The sequence below is a fragment of the Pontibacter coccineus genome (genome assembly GCF_030546575.1).
GTDB classification, from domain to species: Bacteria; Bacteroidota; Bacteroidia; order Cytophagales; family Hymenobacteraceae; genus Pontibacter; species Pontibacter coccineus.
This window is the reverse complement of record NZ_JAUOTN010000002.1, coordinates 661,719-678,244: the sequence shown is the minus strand read 5'-3', so window position 1 is coordinate 678,244 and position 16,526 is coordinate 661,719. Positions and strand designations below refer to the sequence as shown.

The following is a 16,526-nucleotide window of genomic DNA, read 5'->3' as shown; positions in this document are numbered from 1 at the left end:
GGGAAATTTTTTGAGTAAAGTTTATTTCCATATAAGCAGGGTTAATATTTCAACTGATTCAAGGGTCTTCATAATCTGGGAAAATAGGTTAAACCGCATAAAGTAACACGTCGCTCAGGTATATCACTTAAATACCAAATAGAACTTTACTTACATGCATTTTAATTGAGCTATATCTTATTAAACTATATTAATAATAAATTAAATATAATTTAGTAATAATAACGCCAAGTTGTAAAGTACATTCTCTAATCATAAAATGCCTGTAAAAGCACATTTTAGCTATCTGTCACCACCTTACATATAAGCATAGTTTTAACAACATATTATTGGCTTGTCAAAACTATACAAAAATTATTTAATAGACAGGAATAAATATACAAAAGGTAACTATACTTTTTCAAAGTTAATACTTAAACATAGGTATATTACGATACATGAATCAATTCTATGTATTTTCACAGTTTATTAAATGTTATGAGCAAGCCCAACGATGGTATGTTTGTAGTAAAACATGACACAAAACATTACCTTTGCCCATCTCTCACTTTAGATTGATCCTGTATGAGCGCCAAGAGCTTTGAGCTACTACTCCAGACTGCCTTTGCACCAGAAACTCCGCAAGTATTTGAGGGGCCTTCCACGACTGTGTACCAGCAATTGGAACAGGCCCTGAAGCAATCGCGCCTCGGTAAGGGAGATAAGGTGTCGGAGGAAGTGGGTTTCCGGTTTGAGCGCCTGCGTCTGGGTGTAGCGATTGCGCTGATCAAGGCCTATGCCCGCCTGGCCGACAACGAGGGGGCTAAAGATGTTCTGCACTTATTGTTGGAAGCTGTCAAGGCGAAAAACACCCGCGAGATTGACAAGATCATCCAGAAAAAGATTGGGTTGTTCGACAACCTGTACCACGAAATATTTGTGAACGAGGAGCGCGAGCACTTGCTGGCCTTGTTTGAGCAGACACTGGACGCCACGTCCAAAGAAGAGCTGGATGATCTGATACTGGAAGGTCTGGAAGCGTTGCAGGAGATTGACTTCGACGCCCCACAACCCGACGAAGACGATGACGAGCCCCTCGACGAGGACTTCCTGAAAAGCATTCAGTAAACTCACACCCTTATTGGGTCCATGGAAATTACCTTAACTACTCCTGCCCTCCTGTTTCCGGCCATTTCGCTGTTGCTGCTGGCTTATACCAACCGCTTCTTGGCGCTTGCCAGCCTGATCCGAAGCCTCAAAACCCGGTATGCCTCCACGCAGAGCCAACTGGTGTATGGGCAGATCGAGAACCTGCGCATTCGGCTGGTCCTCATCCGCAACATGCAGGCATTTGGCATTGCCAGTATGTTTGGCTGCGTGTTTTGCATGTTCATCCTCTTTGCAGGGTATAGCACAGCAGGCAAGTACACCTTCGGTCTCAGTCTTTTGCTACTGATGATCTCGCTGGCGCTGGCCCTGCGTGAGATCCTGATATCGGTAAAGGCGCTGGAGCTGGAATTGGATGATTTAGAAGAAACTACAGCCAAATAGATTTCCCCCTTTTTGGAATCTGCCTGACATCCCGTAAACACGTCTTATTGCTGCTTCGAAGCCTTCGACATGGCAGTAACACTGCTTACCTATACCCACCCCCGATACCAAATCTGGCAAGCAGGTATAATTTTAGGCATCGTTATGTACCTTTGCACAAATTCAGTTTAGCGTTGAAAGTTAAGAGTTAAAAGGGCAGTTAATCACTGCAGATTGACTTTTAACTCTTAACTCATAACTCTTAACATATTCAGATGCATACCAACCCGAAAAATCTGGCCATAAAGGATTTTGTGTACGAGCTGCCAGATGAGCGCATTGCCAAATTTCCGCTGCCGGAGCGTGACCAGTCCAAGCTCCTCCATTATAAAAGCCATATCATAGCGGACCATACCTTCCAAGACTTGCCGGAGCTGTTGCCAGCGGGCAGTTTGCTGGTGTTTAACAATACCAAGGTAGTGCAGGCGAGGTTGATTTTTAGCAAACCGACCGGTGGCGCAGTGGAGATTTTCTGTTTGGAGCCGGTGAAGCCGCACCGCGAAGTGCAACTGGCCATGCAGCAAACCCGCAGTTGCACGTGGAAATGTTTGGTTGGCAACAACAAGCGCTGGAAAGAAGGCCCGCTGAAGATATTTTTTGAAGGAGGCGTGGTAACAGCCGAGCGCGAAGCACAGCAGGACGGGCACTTCCTGATTCGCTTTACGTGGACGCCCGCTGAGCTGACCTTTGCCGAAGTGCTGGAGCATTGCGGACGATTGCCCCTGCCCCCTTACCTGAACCGCGAACTCACCCCTGAGGACCGCACCCGCTACCAGACTATTTATGCCCGCAACGAAGGCGCCGTGGCTGCCCCTACTGCCGGACTGCACTTCACTGACAAGGTAATGGAGCAGCTACAGGCCAAAGGTATAAGCAGTACTTACCTGACCCTGCACGTGGGCGCCGGCACGTTCAAACCAGTGAAGGCCGACACTATGGAGGCCCACGAAATGCACGCCGAGCAGTTGATGGTATCGAAGCAGGTGGTAGTGCAGCTGCTCGAGCACCTGGGCAAGCCGCTTATACCTGTCGGCACGACTTCGATGCGCAGCCTGGAAAGCCTGTATTGGCTGGGTACTTTGCTGTTGCAGCAGCCAAACTTAAAACCTGAGGAACTGCATGTCACGCAATGGCTGCCCTATGAAACCAGCACGCCTCCCACCGCTGCAGAAGCCTTTCGTGCCCTGATCGACTACATGGAGCGGCACCAAACGCAGTACCTGCACGCCAGCACGCAGATCATCATCGCGCCGGGTTATACCTTTAGGATGTGCAGCGGACTTGTCACCAACTTCCACCAACCCGAAAGCACACTCTTGCTGCTGGTTGCTGCCTTTATTGGCGAAGACTGGAAACAGGTATACCGCCACGCATTGGATAATAATTACCGCTTCCTGAGCTATGGTGACAGCTCGCTCCTGCTGCCGTAAGCTCGCCATGACCTCGCAGTGTCTTTCAGACCCGCTAGTGGCTTGATAGCAACGCAGCAAGGTATAGGTATAGGTATAGGAAGTGAATCGCGATCAACAATTACGATTCAGATAAAAGATATCGCTCAGGATACAGCAAGGCATAGCACCGTTACCACTACAGACGCTCGCGGGACCTTCGGACACCGCGAGGTCTTTTGAGCACTGCCCTTGCACTTGCATAAAAAAGCCAGCTCTATACCTAAATAGAGCTGGCTTTTTTTATGAGTTTAAACTGTTTACTTGCCTACTTTGGCACTTCCGCCATTCAGTCCATGCTCCGAAATCAGGTATACCAGTGCGGCCATACCGGCGGAGCCCAGCTGCATTTCGCGGCGGCTTACGGTTTCAAAAGTGTCGATTTGAGTATGGTGGTAGTCGAAGTAGCGTTGTGAGTCGGGGCGCAAACCGATGAGTACGACGTTGTTCTGGCCTTTCAGCGGACCAATGTCAGCGCCGCCGCCGCCACGGCTCAACTCGTGCAACCCGTAATGGGCTAGCAACTCTTCCCAACCCATTATTTTAGCATACTGCTCGTCATTGGCATCGAAACCAAAACCGCGAGGCGTAAAGCCGCCCGCATCAGACTCGATGGCCGCTACGTGCTTCTCGCCTTTCGCTTTGGCCTCCCCAGCGTACTTACGTCCGCCACGCAAACCGTTCTCTTCGTTCATGAACATCACAGCCCGGATGGTGCGCTTCGGGCGTATACCTTGTGCTTTGAGCAAACGCAGCACTTCAATGGACTGCACGCAGCCGGTACCGTCGTCATGGGCGCCTTCGCCAACATCCCAGGAGTCGAGGTGGCCACCTACTACCACAATCTCTTCCGGCTTTTCGGATCCTTTGATTTCACCGATCACATTGTAGGAAAGCACGTCCGGACGGGTTTCGCAGGTCATGCGCATGTAGAATTTCAGCTCCGGATCGTTTTTCAGCATCGCGCTTAATTCGTCGGCGCCTCTGGTGCTGATGGAAGCAGCCGGTATTTTTTCCACATCGTCGGCATAGCGGGTGTTGCCGGTATGGGCCACGTCCTGAATGTCGTTGGCCATTGAGCGTACCAGTACCGCCACAGCACCGAGCTTAGCAGCTGCCACCGGGCCTCCGCCACGCTGGTCTACCGCGCCGCTGTAGGCTGCCATGGTATGCACGTGCTTGTTGTCAAACGGGCGGTTGAAGAACACGATCTTTCCTTTCACTTTCTTCTTGCCCAGTTTCTCGAGTTCTTCGAAGTTTTGCACTTCAATTACCTGCGCACTCAGGCCTTGCGTGCCAGTACCTACTGAACTGCCCAGCGCCAGGATGTTTACCTCCTGGCTGCCGTTACGTCCGCTCAGGATACGGCCCACTTCCTTGTCGCCACGCACCCAATGCGGTACCATCACTTCCTGCAGGTACACGCGGTCGAGGCCCATCTTCTCCATCACCTGGCGACTCCACTCCACGGCGGCGGCGGCCTGCGGCGAACCGCTCAGGCGGGCACCGATGTTCTTGGTGAGGTAACGCAGGTTTTCATAGCTCTCGTAGCTGGTGAGGGCGTCGTCGTAAAACTTGCGGATGACGGTGGAGTCGGACTTGTAGGTGTTTTGCTGCGCCATGGCAGGTATAGCAGCCAGCAGGGCAGCCCCTGCCACAAAGGCGCGTAGTTTGTGTTTAAGTAACATCATCAGGTGAATAATGCGTGTAAGGTTAGCGTAGATTTGTTTGCGGCTTTAAGTTAGGAAATCATTTCGAAGTACAAACAACATCCGGTATAAATCCGGCTATACCTACTTCACCTGCAACACCTTCTGCAAATCCTGCGGCTTGAGCATCAGCAAGCCTACTTCGGGTAGGCGTTCGGTCAGTTCCTTCCAGTTTTTGTCTTTCTTGTATACCTCTTGCAGGATCTTAATAGCCCCGTTGATGTCGCCATTGTTTGCCAACCCAATGGCATGCCAGTACTTCATCTCGAGGTTGTCGGGGAACATGGCTTCGGCTTTGCCATATTCCTGCATGGCTTTCTCCATTTGCCCTTTTTCTACCGCCAGGTCGCCGTTATTCATGTGCTCATAGGCGCGGTATACCTTCAGGAGGCGTGCCAGTTCGTCGAGCGGTTTCTCGTGGTCATCCACCCGCAAATCGATGATCTTATCGTCCCAGGGCTGCTTTGTGGCCTTGCCGCGCACCACCACCAGCACTGCCGATTGCCTGCCCCGGATGTCGCCTCCCTCCCGCTCGGCTGCCTGCATGGCCAGTAACACCCGCTCGGCCAGCGGCTTGCCGGCACTCGTCTCAAAAGCCTTCGCCATGGCTGGCCATACCTTGTTGGTGAGCATCATGTTGGCCTGTACTGAGAAGTTTGTGCCGATGGTGTGCCCTGCATAGCGAATGCACTGTTTGCCGGTATGTGTCGCCACCCGGCCCTGCGCATCCAGTATAGACACCTGTCGCACTTCGCGTCCTTCGTCATCAGCCAGCAAAATATCCAGCGCCTCCTGCGGCGACTTCCCTTCTTTTAGCAAAGCAAGCCCGCGCAAGCCAAACGACTTGTTGGTGAAAGACTGCGTCGCCACCACGCCCACGCCAGCTTCTACCCAAGGCACAGCGGTACCCACCGAAAACCAGTGGCTTTGCACGCCAACGGCCATCTCGCCGGTTTTCGCGTCGCGGGCTACAATCGAATAGGTATGGGCCAGGGGCTCTTCACTTTTAAACACCTGCGCCTGTGCTGAGAAATGTGTCACGGTGAGAAGGAGGGTTAGAATGGAGAATAGTTTTTTCATGGAAAGTAACTGGTTTTGAAGGATTGAGTTTTAGCTGAAGCTATTGTTACCTCTAAATCGTCCTCAGCACGTCTTCCAAGGACAGATCACGTTGTTTAAAAAGTCGCTCTTTATAGGGCACGCCCAGCTTATCGAGGACTCTTGTCATGTTAAAGCCGGTAGCGTAGAAATATACGCCCGATTTCGCTGTCAGGTATAGCCATTCTTCCTTCTCCAATTCATGTTCTTTGAAAAAGTCGTAAGCATGGTAGGATGAATCTGATTTTTGCAATTTTGTATCAGGACGCTTCTGCGAAAACTTTTCGTAGAGTTTCTGTTCTACATACCTTGCCGTTCCCTCCAGAGTTTCATACGTCTTTTCGTACGCTTCAATGTCAAGATCAAACTTCCGGAACGTTTCAGCTCTACGTTTTTTCCGCTCTTCGAAGAAGGTAGAAATCAGCTTCCTGACTTCATCCTGGTCATCAGTTGCCAAAGCCTGCAGCAGGAGCTCGTTTTCTCTGTCTACTTTTTCCTTAAACCATGTGTTTTCACTGTAAAGTGACTTTAGTTTGCCTTTTTGAAATGTAGCAATGCTATCAGCGAAATACTGGAGATAGTTTTTGTGCTGAAACTGAAACCCATGAAAGTATTCATGCACCACCATGGTAACCCATACCTCTGTTGAGCCCACATCCTTCACAACTTTACGTGTTTCCTCCAGACTGCTGCAATGCATAAAGGGCTCATAGTTGTCGTAGGCACCAGTATCACCAAACGTAAAGTTCACGGCCATATGAAAGGGAGTGCTGTCGAGGCGAGTGGTAGTCTTGTATACCATTAACTCAGGGATTTGGAAAACGCGTACCGGGTCATGCATTTTCAAGAACCTGTCGGTGGGATTCGCTATAAAGGAGGAAGAGTCGGTATAGTAGACTAACGGAACATCGTATCGTTTTTCATCAAAGCCCGGCCAAATTCCTTGCGCGATGGCTGGTTTGAGCTGATATACATACGCAATCCTATCTAATACTACTTTCTCCGGCTTACTTAATTTGGGGGTGCAGGAGAATGCTGCGAAAGCCAGTAAAAGCAAAGTCAGTCTATACATTGGATTGATGGTTTTGATAGCTCGAACCAATTATGGGCCACTCCATTCAGATCAAAAGTTTCGATGCGTTTTAGCCCCACCTTTTCCAGCACGTTCCTGGATGCCACATTCTCCGCATCGCACATGCCGTATACCTGCTCCAGTCCTATTTGTTCGAAACCATACTTCAAGGAAACATTTGCCGCTTCTGTTGCATATCCCTTGCCCCAGTATCTTTTAATTAATCTATACCCTAGATCATAGAAGTTGATGTGATCATTTATCTTCTCTTTAACAAGCTTTAGTCCTGCCCACCCAACAAAGCTGTTGCTTTCTTTTTCCACAACTGCCCATCTCCCAATTCCATTCTCCTGATACTGGCTTCTGATAAAGGCTATCATCTGCCTGGCTTCCTGAATGCTTTTGATAGGCTTATTCCCTAAAAACCTCTGCACCTCAGGAGCAGAGTCAAGTTCGAACATGCCCTTATCATCAGAAGGCAAAATCTCCCTTAATATAAGCCGTTCTGTTTCTAAAAAAATCTGCATGTTATGTAGCTCTGGTCTTGTATGTAGGCACTAGTACGCATTAATGGGGCTTTAATCAGGAAAAGCTTTCACCGGATATCCGTACCCTAAAGCAGATTTCCTTTCCCAGTCTGTATTTCCTTGTTTAAAATCCCTACATTACATCACAATATACTCAATCTCCTCTTATATAGGGAATTCCCTACCTTCTAACAACCCATCTTCATTTCAGAAGTATAACAGAACAAATTCAGCGCTTATTGGGCAACAAGACCTGGCGCAAATCCTTTTATGAGCAAACCCTTCCACGACAAAAAACAACAGCGCATGGCCATGCTAATTGATGGCGACAACGCGCAACCGACCCTTATCGTCAAAATACTGGCCGAAGCAGGCAAATACGGACAAACCACCATCCGCCGCATTTATGGCGACTGGACCACCCCACAGATGAACGGCTGGAAAGAGTGCCTGAACAACCACGCCATACAGCCCATCCAGCAGTTTCGCTATACCGTCGGCAAAAACGCCACCGACAGCGCCATGATCATCGATGCGATGGACCTGCTGCACAGTCACCTGGTGGACGGCTTCTGCATTGTGTCGTCGGACAGCGACTACACTCGACTGGCGACCCGCATCCGGGAGGCTGGCATTTTTGTGATGGGCATTGGCCAGCGCAAAACGCCGAAGCCTTTTGTTAACGCCTGCAACATCTTCATCTACACCGAAAACCTGACCGACGACATTGGCGAGAAACAAATAGCGGCGGCAGACAAATCCACGCCCAACGGCAAGGAAAACCCAAGGCCAAACCCGGTACCGATGCTGAAAGAGGCATTCGAGATGGCTGTGGGCGAAGACGGCTGGGCGCATTTGGGAGGTATAGGCACGAGCCTGCGTACCCTGGACCCGGCCTTTGACCCGCGCACGTTCGGGTATAGTCAGCTGATTCAGCTGATCAAAGCGCACAAAGAGCTGTTCACAATCCGTAAGGAAGACGACAAAGGCTCGTCGGCTGTATACGTAAAGCGACGCAGCCCGGAAAAAAGGCGCAAACCCGTCAAAGCAAAAGAGGCCGTGCCCGCCAGAGAAGAGCGAACCGAGCGTAGCTAAGCAATTGGCTATACCTCAAAAACCAAAAAGCCTGAAAGAGATAATAGCTCCTTCAGGCTTTTTGGTTTTTGAGAATCGTGTACGCAAGTTCCTAGATACTAAAACCCACCGTCAGCGAGAAATTCCGGAACTTTCCATCGGCAGCGTCACCGTTGAACACGCTGGTGAGTCCGTGATTATACATCAGGTCCAGTTCGATCAGGCGGAGCAGTTTGATCCCCACACCGCCGTGCAGCGCAAACTGGGCATTGCGCACATCGCGCCGGCGCACGTCCAGGTTATTGTCGCTCACTCCAATGTTGTAGGCAAAGGAAGGTCCCACCATCATCCGGAAGGGAATGGAGCCACCGTTACGTTTTTGATAGTCACTTTCCCAGCCTAACAGCACCGGGGCCCGGAAATAGCGGAAACGTACTTCATCGCGCTCGCCCGGGCGAGGTTGCACGGTGCGCTGAATGGTTAAGTTGTTGTTCACAAAATCGATGCCCGGCTGCACATAAAAGCGGTCTCCGATACGGGCGAAGGCCCCAAATTCCGTTCCCACCCCAGCTGATTCCTCCACCAAAGAAGGATCGTTGCTGATGTTGGAGATATTAAAACCTATCTTAGCCCCCAGCTCAATGTTGGAGTCTTGTGCAGCGGCCGTAACGGCGAGGCTTAAAAAAAGCAGAAGTAGTAGCGTGTTTTTCATAGTCCTGTATAAAGTATATGCGTTCAGTAAAAGAGCGGCATCGCCTGACTCTAAGCTATTTAACTCATTTTATGACCCGTATGTTTAGCAAACGTTTATTTAGAATTTTACTGTAGCGAGCCGCCATACCATGAGATCTGCATCAATCCCACAACCCCTGACCGTGACACCGGATATAACGCTGCAAGAAGCCCAGGTAAGCGATGCCGCTGCTCTCTTCCAACTCATAGATAGCGGCCGGCTATACCTGCGGGAATGGCTGCCCTTCATCGACTTCAGCCAATCGGCCGCCGACACCAAGCTATACCTGCGCAGCGTCACCACACCCGGCAACCTGCAGGATCAGGTATACACCATCCGGTTCCAGGGCAAGGTGGCGGGCATCATCGGCTACAAAACCATCGACCGCGTGAACAGCAAGCTGGAGATCGGCTATTGGCTGGGCGAGGGGTTTCAGAAGAAGGGCATTATGATCCGGAGTTGCGCCGCTTTAATTGCACAGGCTTTTGAGCAGATGAGCATGAACCGCATTCAGATAAAAGTGGGTGTGGGCAATAGCAAAAGTAGCCGTATTCCGCAACAGTTGGGCTTTAAACTGGAAGGTATAGAGCGGGATGGAGAATGGCTGCAGGGTAGGTTTATCGACCTGGAGGTATACAGTTTGCTGAAACGGGAATGGCTGGAGAATGAAGCTAGTGCTGCCCCCGGCGAAAACGGCCAAGCTTGATAGCAGGTTTCGGCTTAGGCTTGGAAGGCCGCATACCCGTGCCCAACAGCAGCGAGACCGGCCGCAGCTCCTCGTGCTTGTCGGCAATCAGTTTTAGAATCGCGACAAAGGGCACGAACAGGATCATGCCGGATGCTCCCCAAAGAATACCGCCCGCCACAATGGCCAGCAAAGTAAAGAGCATATTCACCTGCAGGCGAAAGCTCACGGCCAGCGGAAAAATCAGGTTCGCCTCCAGGTATTGCACCACCGAAAACACGATGATCACCCCAATTGGATACCAGACCGAGTCATAGGTGATCCAGGCGACCGCCATCGGCAGAATTGCCCCGATGGAAATGCCCACGTAAGGTATGAAGGTGAGGATGGAGGCCACTACACCAAAGAACACGGCATGCGGAATACCTAGCAGCAAGAGCCCAGCGCTGTTCAGCAAGCCTACCACCGCATACACGATGATCATGCCCTTGATGAAATTGTAGTAGGTGGTGATGGTTTCCTGCAAAATGCTGCGGATCTTGCGGTGCTCTGTTTGCGGGAACATGGAGTAAAGCGCCGCCGCCAGCTGCTCGCGGTTGTACAGAATAAGTGCCGCATAGAGTGGGATCAGCAGGAAAAGCACCACCGTGGTGACAGAGGCATACAGCACCCCTCGTACCACGTTCAGCACAGTAGAGGCGGCGTCCCTTACCAGCCCTTCCACCCAATTGCTGCGCTGCACATCGTCCACGCCAAACTGCCGCTCCAGGTATAGCCCGAATTGCTGCCAGGCCTGCAGCAGTTTTTCCTGCAACATGGGCCACTCCTGCCCAAAGCTGACCATTTGCCGTATCAACAGCCAACTCAGCGCAGCAGCTACTACAAGCATCGACAACAGGCAAACTAAAATAGCGCCCCAGCGGCTCCAGCCATGGTCTTCCATCCATTTTACGATGGGGTAGAGTATAAAACTGATCAGGAGGGAAAAGCTCAGCGGAACAAAAAGTGTGCGCCCAAAGTATAGCAAGGCCGCTATCAGCAAAACGTACTGCAGCAACTTTAGCCAGTTTACTTTGGAGCTCTTTTCCATATTTCGCTATATTGGGTTGCTGTTTCCGTACAAGTGCACGCAGCGGCAGCGATCACCCCAACAATATTCCCAAAAAAACATCAATATCCTAATCGTATACACCGCTATACCCATGACACGCCAAAAGCTATTTGCTACTGCCTTTTCCGTTTTACTTAGCGCTTCTCTCTCAGCGCAGGATCTCTCTGTCATCAACCAACAAGAGGCCACCCGCATGCTTCAAACTCTCAGCCACGACAACATGCAGGGCCGCGCCACCTTCACACCAGGTATAGAAAAAGCCGCTGATTTTATTGAGGAGGAATTCCATGCGGCAGGACTTGTGCCGCTCAACGGCAACAGTTCCAGCCAAGCCCCTTCTTATCGTCAAACCTTCCATGTGCACCGCCTCACGCCCAGCCAGACAGAAGTAACACTGGGCAAGAAGAAAATTACACCGGAGCATTTGTTCGTTAACACAGCGCACGAAGCAATCAACTGGAAACAGAAGAACAAGATCAAGTTCATTACCATACCGGAAGGAGAGAATTTCAGAGCCGCCTTCGGAAAGGCAAACGCAGCAGAGCAGGACGCCATCGTGCTTGTACACCCAAGCCATGCCGAAGCTTTTGACAACTACCGTGGCTATTTTGCGAGAGGTGGCGTTAGGAAAGAAGTGGGCACCGGTACCAGCAAGGTATTCGTGCTCACCGACCAGGCAGCTCCGAAGAAGTACGAAGTGAAGTTTGCAAACAAAGTCGAAAAACTGCCGCTCTCCAACGTGGTGGGCATGATCGAGGGCAAGCGCAAAAACGAGTTTGTGGTGTTCTCCGGCCACTACGACCACATCGGTTTCCATAAGACAATCGACGGTGACAGCATTGCCAATGGCGCTGACGACGACGCCTCCGGCACTACGGCCATGATGATGCTGGCCCGCTACTACAAAGAGCAGCCGCAACCCGAGCGCACCCTGATCTTTGCCGCCTTCACCGCCGAAGAGATCGGTGGCCACGGCTCCCGCTACTTCTCCGAGCAGCTCAACCCCGACCAGATCGTGGCCATGTTCAACATCGAAATGGTGGGAAAACCGTCTAAGTTTGGCCCAAACAGCGCCTACCTTACCGGTTACGAAAAGTCTGATTTAGGCAAAATGATGCAGAAGCGCCTCGAAGGCACCACCTACAGCATCCACCCCGACCCATACCCAGAGCAAAACCTGTTCTACCGCTCTGACAATGCCACCTTGGCCCGTCTGGGTGTACCAGCGCATACCATTTCATCCGTGCAAATCGACCAGGACAAAACATACCACACTGTAAAAGACGAATTCGAGCTGTTGGACATGCCACACTTTACCAGCATGATCCGCGCAATTGCACTGGCCGCACAGGGGGTTGTGTCTGGTGCGGATACGCCGATGCGGGTTGATAAGGCGTTGGTGAAGTAAGGATTACTCTTTAATGAATTCTTGTGAGCGAGTAGCTTTGGTTGATACTAAAGCTACTCGCTTTGTTTTTGGCTTGGCTAATGGAGTCATATCGATGGCGCGAGCATCCACGCTCGTGTCTGCTATTGTGGGGCCTTTGGCCCAGGATATCTAAACATAGCGTAGCTTCAGCCTTTCTATACCTTAAGCTAATTTGTTCCATAGCTTCGCCTGTGCGGCGGGCACCTACTTTTTTCCTTGATGAAAAAAGTAGGCAAAAAAATCAAGACGATTTTGAACTCGCTGACCGCTCAAACAAAAAATCGTCTAAGGTGCACTGGGCACTGCTGTCTGCTTCGTAGCTCAAGTGCAAGTATGTCTTGCTATACCTGCCAGTGGTCTGTGTGGATGCTACGAAGCTATACCTGTAAATTGGTATAGGCAGAAATTCTCCCCTTGAGGGGTGTAAATCGTGCACAGTTATACAGAAACCACAGCGCTTATACCTGCGAATTGGTAGACTCCAAGTTTCCCCGCCTTGGACTGCTGAGAACGAGAGTTCGAAAGTAGCGAGCGTAGCTCTGAGGGGTTAGGGGTGGTTGGACCCGGTATAGCAAAAGAGAAGCTACGAAGCTTATACCTGTGAATTTCCAGCGATCGAAATCCCTCTCCAAAGGGGCAGGGGTATGTCAATCGTACACCGGAATCCTGTTAATTCTAGAATCCTGAAAATCCTGATTCAGACAAAAAAAGCCCCGTCTATCCAGACGAGGCTTCTCTTATACCTAAGTTATACCTTAATTCCTCACAGCAATCATCAAGCCCAGTTCTTTATACCGCATCCCAAACTTCTTCGCGATCTGCGAATTCGTTAGGCTGCCTTTGTAGATATACACGCCGCTGCGGTAGTGCTCGTTCATGAACAGCACCTCGTTGATGCCGCCGAATTTGGAGATCTCGGTAAAGATCGGTGTAAAGATATTGCTGAGCGCCGTAGAGGCAGTGCGGGGTACGCGTGAGGCGATGTTCGGTACGCAATAGTGGATGATGTCGTATTTGCGGAAGATCGGGCGGCTGTGTGAGGTCAGCTCGGAAGTTTCGAAACAGCCCCCCTGATCGATGCAGACGTCGATGATGATAGAACCCGGATTCATTTGGGCCACTACCTCCTCCTCAACCATACAGGCCATACGTCCTTCTTCCGCTACCAGCGCGCCAATCACGACATCCGCGTTTTTGAGCTCGTTGTGCAGGATGGTTTTGTCGAGTGTGGAGGTAAAGATCGGCTGGCCGATGTTATGCTTCAGGCGGCGCAACTTGTAGATGTGGTTATCAAACACCTTCACCTCGGCACCTAGCCCCAAAGCAGCGCGGGCGGCATATTCGGCCACGGTACCAGCTCCCATAATCACCACTTTGGACGGAGCCACACCGGTTATACCTCCCAGAATAATACCCTTGCCATCGTTGCTGCTACTCAAATACTCCGCCGCAATCAGCATCGACGAACTGCCAGCAATCTCGCTCATGGCACGCACCACCGGCTTCGACTCCGACTTGTCACGAATCAGCTCGAAGGAAATGGCGTTTATCTTTTTGCGGAGAAGCGCATTGATGTATTCAGAGGTCAGGTTGCCGAAATGCAGTGCGGAGATCAGCGTCTGGCCGGGGCGCAGGTACTCGATCTCGTCGTAAGTAGGCGGTGCGATTTTAAGGATGATGCCGGCTTCGTATACCTCTTTACATGAGTAGACAATACGGGCACCGGCTTCGGAGTAGTCGTTATCGGAGTACTTGGACGGGCCGCCGGCTCCGGTTTCTACCCAAATCTCGTGCCCTTGGTCGGTTAACTGCTTTACGGCGTTCGGGGTGAGGCCAATGCGGTTTTCCTGAAAAGACGATTCTTTCGGGAGCCCGATAAACAAGCTCTTGTATCGCTCCTCCACAGCCAGCATCGACTCTTTGGGGTAAAGGGCCTGACTGGCAGCCAGCTTTCCTAATTCAACGGCGAATCTCTCCGTCATGCTCATACACGGTTTATAGTCATAGTGCGCTCCTCGCCTTCAGCGGCGGGCTGCAGCGTTACCAACAGGTAATGCTCCGGCAACAGGTTTGGGATCATAGACGGCCACTCGATCAGGCAGGTACGGCCGGAGTCAAAGTACTCCAGCGCCCCGATGCCGAGCGCCTCACGCTCCTCGTTAATCCTATAAAAGTCAAAATGGTAAATTAGGTTCCCTTTGGCCGTTTCGTACTCGTTTACCAGGGCGAAGGTTGGGCTACTTACGTTCTCCTGCACCCCCATCTGGCGGCAAAGTTCTTTTATCAGCGTTGTCTTTCCGGCCCCCATCGGGCCTTCAAACAAAATAATGGGCTCCTCGCGGGCCTCCTCCAAAAGCACAGAAGCCGCCGCCGGCAGGTCAGCCAACGACGACATCTTGATACTTGCCTTCTCCACTCCTATGTTATGCATTCTTAGGCGTCAGCGTAATAAAGGGTATGATGCACTCCTCCAGCGACACCCCTCCGTGCTGGAAGGTGTCTTTGTAGTAGTTCACGTAATAGTTATAGTTGTTCGGGTATGCGAAGAAGTAATCCTCGATCGCAAATACAAACGTAGTGGAAACGTTGGCCTTTGGCAAGAAAAATCGCTCCGGCTTGCGCACCGTGAACACATCTTTATCCGTGTAACCGAGGTTCTTACCGTGCTTATACCTTAAGTTGGTGTTAGTCTGGCGGTCACCGATGATCTTGAACGGCCGCTTCACCCGGATAGTGCCGTGGTCGGTCGTGATGATCAAACGGGCTTTTCGGTCGGCGATGAGCTTCAGCATCTCGAACAAAGGCGAGTGAATGAACCACGAACGCGTAATGGACCGGTAAGCCGATTCGTCCGGCGCCAGTTCGCGCACCATGTTGCTGTCCGTGCGGGCATGCGAAAGCATATCCACGAAGTTGTACACGATCACGTTCAGCTTGTTGTTGTCGAGGTTGTTGAACTTGCTGTTCAGGTCCTTGCCCGCAGCCGGGTTCGTAATTTTATGGTAGCTGTGCTTGTCAGTGATGCGGTTTTGCTGCAGCTGAATTTCCAGAAAATCCGGCTCGTTCAGGTTCTTGCCTTCCTCCTCGTCGTCGCTCACCCACAGGTTGGGGTACTTTTTCATGATCTCGGTCGGCATCATACCTGAAAAGATCGCATTACGGGCATAAGCCGTGGTGGTAGGCAGAATGGAGTAGAACATCTCCTCCGTGTCCACCGTGAAATATTCCGAGATGAGCGGCTCCAGCACCTTCCACTGGTCGTAGCGCAGGTTGTCGATCAGCACGAAGTATACCGGCTTGTCCGACTCCTTCATCATCGGGAAAACCCGCTCCCGGAACAACTGGTGCGACATCATCGGCGCGTCGTCCGACTCTTTGTTGATCCAGTCCTCGTAGTTGTCCATGATGAACTTGGCGAAGTTGGAGTTGGCCTCGTCCTTCTGCATGTTGATCACGTCGGCCATGCTTTTGTTCTCCGTCTCGTCGATCTCCAGCTCCCAGTACACCAGTTTCTTATAGATGTCAGCCCATTCCCCCGGGCTCAGGCGCTCCCCGAAGGCCATACCCAGCTGGCGGAAGTCGCGCTGGTAGCTCATATTGGTTTTCTCGGACACCAGACGCTTGTTCTCCAGTGTCTTTTTCACAGAAAGCAATATCTGGTTGGGGTTGAGCGGTTTGATCAGGTAATCGGATATTTTAGAGCCGATGGCCTCCTCCATAATGTGCTCCTCTTCGCTCTTCGTGATCATGATCACGGGCATGGCCGGGCGAATCGTCTTGATCTCGTTGAGCGTCTCCAAACCGCTGATGCCGGGCATGTTTTCGTCGAGGAATACCACATCGTACGCTTGCTCCTGCACTTTCTCGATGGCGTCTGTTCCACTGTTCACGGGTGTAATGTCGTAGCCTCTTTCTTCCAGGAAAAGAATGTGTGGCTTGAGTAGGTCGATTTCGTCATCGGCCCATAAAATCGTATATCTTTGCATAGTTTTATTTGTTGCGCGCTGTTACTAAATAGCTTGGTTTTAATCGGTTACAAAACAGTAAGACCACAGAGGGTATAATTTGTTT

General features: G+C 51.0%; 15 protein-coding genes. 6 read left to right on the top strand and 9 right to left on the bottom strand.

The window, feature by feature from the left end:
* Positions 1-564: 564 nt before the first annotated feature.
* The 3 genes from Q4E40_RS06995 to Q4E40_RS06985 all read left to right on the top strand — a co-directional run bounded on the left by Q4E40_RS06995 (position 565) and on the right by Q4E40_RS06985 (position 2,999).
* Positions 565-1,107, top strand: a complete 543-nt coding sequence (locus Q4E40_RS06995) for a hypothetical protein (protein ID WP_303410993.1) — start codon at positions 565-567, stop codon at positions 1,105-1,107.
* A 21-nt stretch (positions 1,108-1,128) separates the two neighbouring features.
* On the top strand, positions 1,129-1,530 hold the full coding sequence (locus tag Q4E40_RS06990; protein ID WP_303410992.1) for a DUF2721 domain-containing protein: 402 nt from the start codon (positions 1,129-1,131) through the stop codon (positions 1,528-1,530).
* Between the two features lie 254 nt (positions 1,531-1,784).
* Positions 1,785-2,999 carry an S-adenosylmethionine:tRNA ribosyltransferase-isomerase gene (locus tag Q4E40_RS06985; RefSeq protein WP_303410991.1) on the top strand — a complete coding sequence of 405 codons (1,215 nt, stop codon included), beginning with the start codon at positions 1,785-1,787 and terminating at the stop codon, positions 2,997-2,999.
* Positions 3,000-3,277: 278 nt separating this feature from the next.
* Here Q4E40_RS06985 and Q4E40_RS06980 read toward each other — a convergent pair whose 3' ends face one another.
* The 4 genes from Q4E40_RS06980 to Q4E40_RS06965 all read right to left on the bottom strand — a co-directional run bounded on the left by Q4E40_RS06980 (position 3,278) and on the right by Q4E40_RS06965 (position 7,423).
* Complete coding sequence (locus tag Q4E40_RS06980) at positions 3,278-4,705, bottom strand: M20/M25/M40 family metallo-hydrolase (RefSeq protein ID WP_303411075.1); 1,428 nt, start codon at positions 4,703-4,705, stop codon at positions 3,278-3,280.
* A 105-nt stretch (positions 4,706-4,810) separates the two neighbouring features.
* Entirely contained in the window at positions 4,811-5,806 is a 996-nt protein-coding gene (locus tag Q4E40_RS06975) for a DUF1028 domain-containing protein (protein ID WP_303410989.1), read from the bottom strand.
* A gap of 52 nt (positions 5,807-5,858) precedes the next feature.
* Positions 5,859-6,896, bottom strand: a complete 1,038-nt coding sequence (locus Q4E40_RS06970) for a hypothetical protein (RefSeq protein ID WP_303410988.1) — start codon at positions 6,894-6,896, stop codon at positions 5,859-5,861.
* Positions 6,884-7,423: a GNAT family N-acetyltransferase gene (locus tag Q4E40_RS06965; protein WP_303410986.1), complete on the bottom strand. Its 540-nt coding sequence runs from the start codon at positions 7,421-7,423 to the stop codon at positions 6,884-6,886. The genes Q4E40_RS06970 and Q4E40_RS06965 overlap by 13 nt, the downstream gene beginning before the upstream one ends.
* Before the next feature lie 270 nt (positions 7,424-7,693).
* On the opposite strand from Q4E40_RS06965, the gene Q4E40_RS06960 reads away from it, so the two are divergent.
* Positions 7,694-8,518, top strand: coding sequence for an NYN domain-containing protein (locus tag Q4E40_RS06960; protein WP_303410985.1), 825 nt, complete (start codon positions 7,694-7,696; stop codon positions 8,516-8,518).
* Positions 8,519-8,609: 91 nt separating this feature from the next.
* Here the strand turns inward: Q4E40_RS06960 and Q4E40_RS06955 are convergent, their stop codons facing one another.
* Entirely contained in the window at positions 8,610-9,209 is a 600-nt protein-coding gene (locus tag Q4E40_RS06955) for a porin family protein (protein WP_303410984.1), read from the bottom strand.
* 130 nt (positions 9,210-9,339) lie between these two features.
* Between Q4E40_RS06955 and Q4E40_RS06950 the strand changes: the two genes are divergently transcribed.
* On the top strand, positions 9,340-9,936 hold the full coding sequence (locus tag Q4E40_RS06950) for a GNAT family N-acetyltransferase (RefSeq protein WP_303410982.1): 597 nt from the start codon (positions 9,340-9,342) through the stop codon (positions 9,934-9,936).
* Here Q4E40_RS06950 and Q4E40_RS06945 read toward each other — a convergent pair.
* A complete protein-coding gene (locus Q4E40_RS06945; protein ID WP_303410981.1) occupies positions 9,902-11,005 on the bottom strand; it encodes an AI-2E family transporter in 1,104 nt (367 codons plus the stop codon). The genes Q4E40_RS06950 and Q4E40_RS06945 overlap by 35 nt on opposite strands.
* A gap of 214 nt (positions 11,006-11,219) precedes the next feature.
* Here Q4E40_RS06945 and Q4E40_RS06940 point away from each other — a divergent pair, with 214 nt between their 5' ends.
* On the top strand, positions 11,220-12,434 hold the full coding sequence (locus tag Q4E40_RS06940; protein WP_303410980.1) for a M20/M25/M40 family metallo-hydrolase: 1,215 nt from the start codon (positions 11,220-11,222) through the stop codon (positions 12,432-12,434).
* 776 nt (positions 12,435-13,210) lie between these two features.
* Here Q4E40_RS06940 and Q4E40_RS06935 read toward each other — a convergent pair.
* Genes Q4E40_RS06935 through porX form a run of 3 tightly spaced genes read right to left on the bottom strand, consistent with a single transcriptional unit; the run spans position 13,211 to position 16,441 of the window.
* On the bottom strand, positions 13,211-14,437 hold the full coding sequence (locus Q4E40_RS06935) for an alanine dehydrogenase (RefSeq protein ID WP_303410977.1): 1,227 nt from the start codon (positions 14,435-14,437) through the stop codon (positions 13,211-13,213).
* 2 nt (positions 14,438-14,439) lie between these two features.
* A complete protein-coding gene (gene tsaE, locus Q4E40_RS06930; protein ID WP_303410976.1) occupies positions 14,440-14,886 on the bottom strand; it encodes a tRNA (adenosine(37)-N6)-threonylcarbamoyltransferase complex ATPase subunit type 1 TsaE in 447 nt (148 codons plus the stop codon).
* Positions 14,879-16,441, bottom strand: coding sequence for a T9SS response regulator signal transducer PorX (gene porX / locus Q4E40_RS06925; RefSeq protein ID WP_303410974.1), 1,563 nt, complete (start codon positions 16,439-16,441; stop codon positions 14,879-14,881). Before porX ends, tsaE begins: the two co-directional genes overlap by 8 nt.
* Between the last annotated feature and the right edge of the window lie 85 nt (positions 16,442-16,526).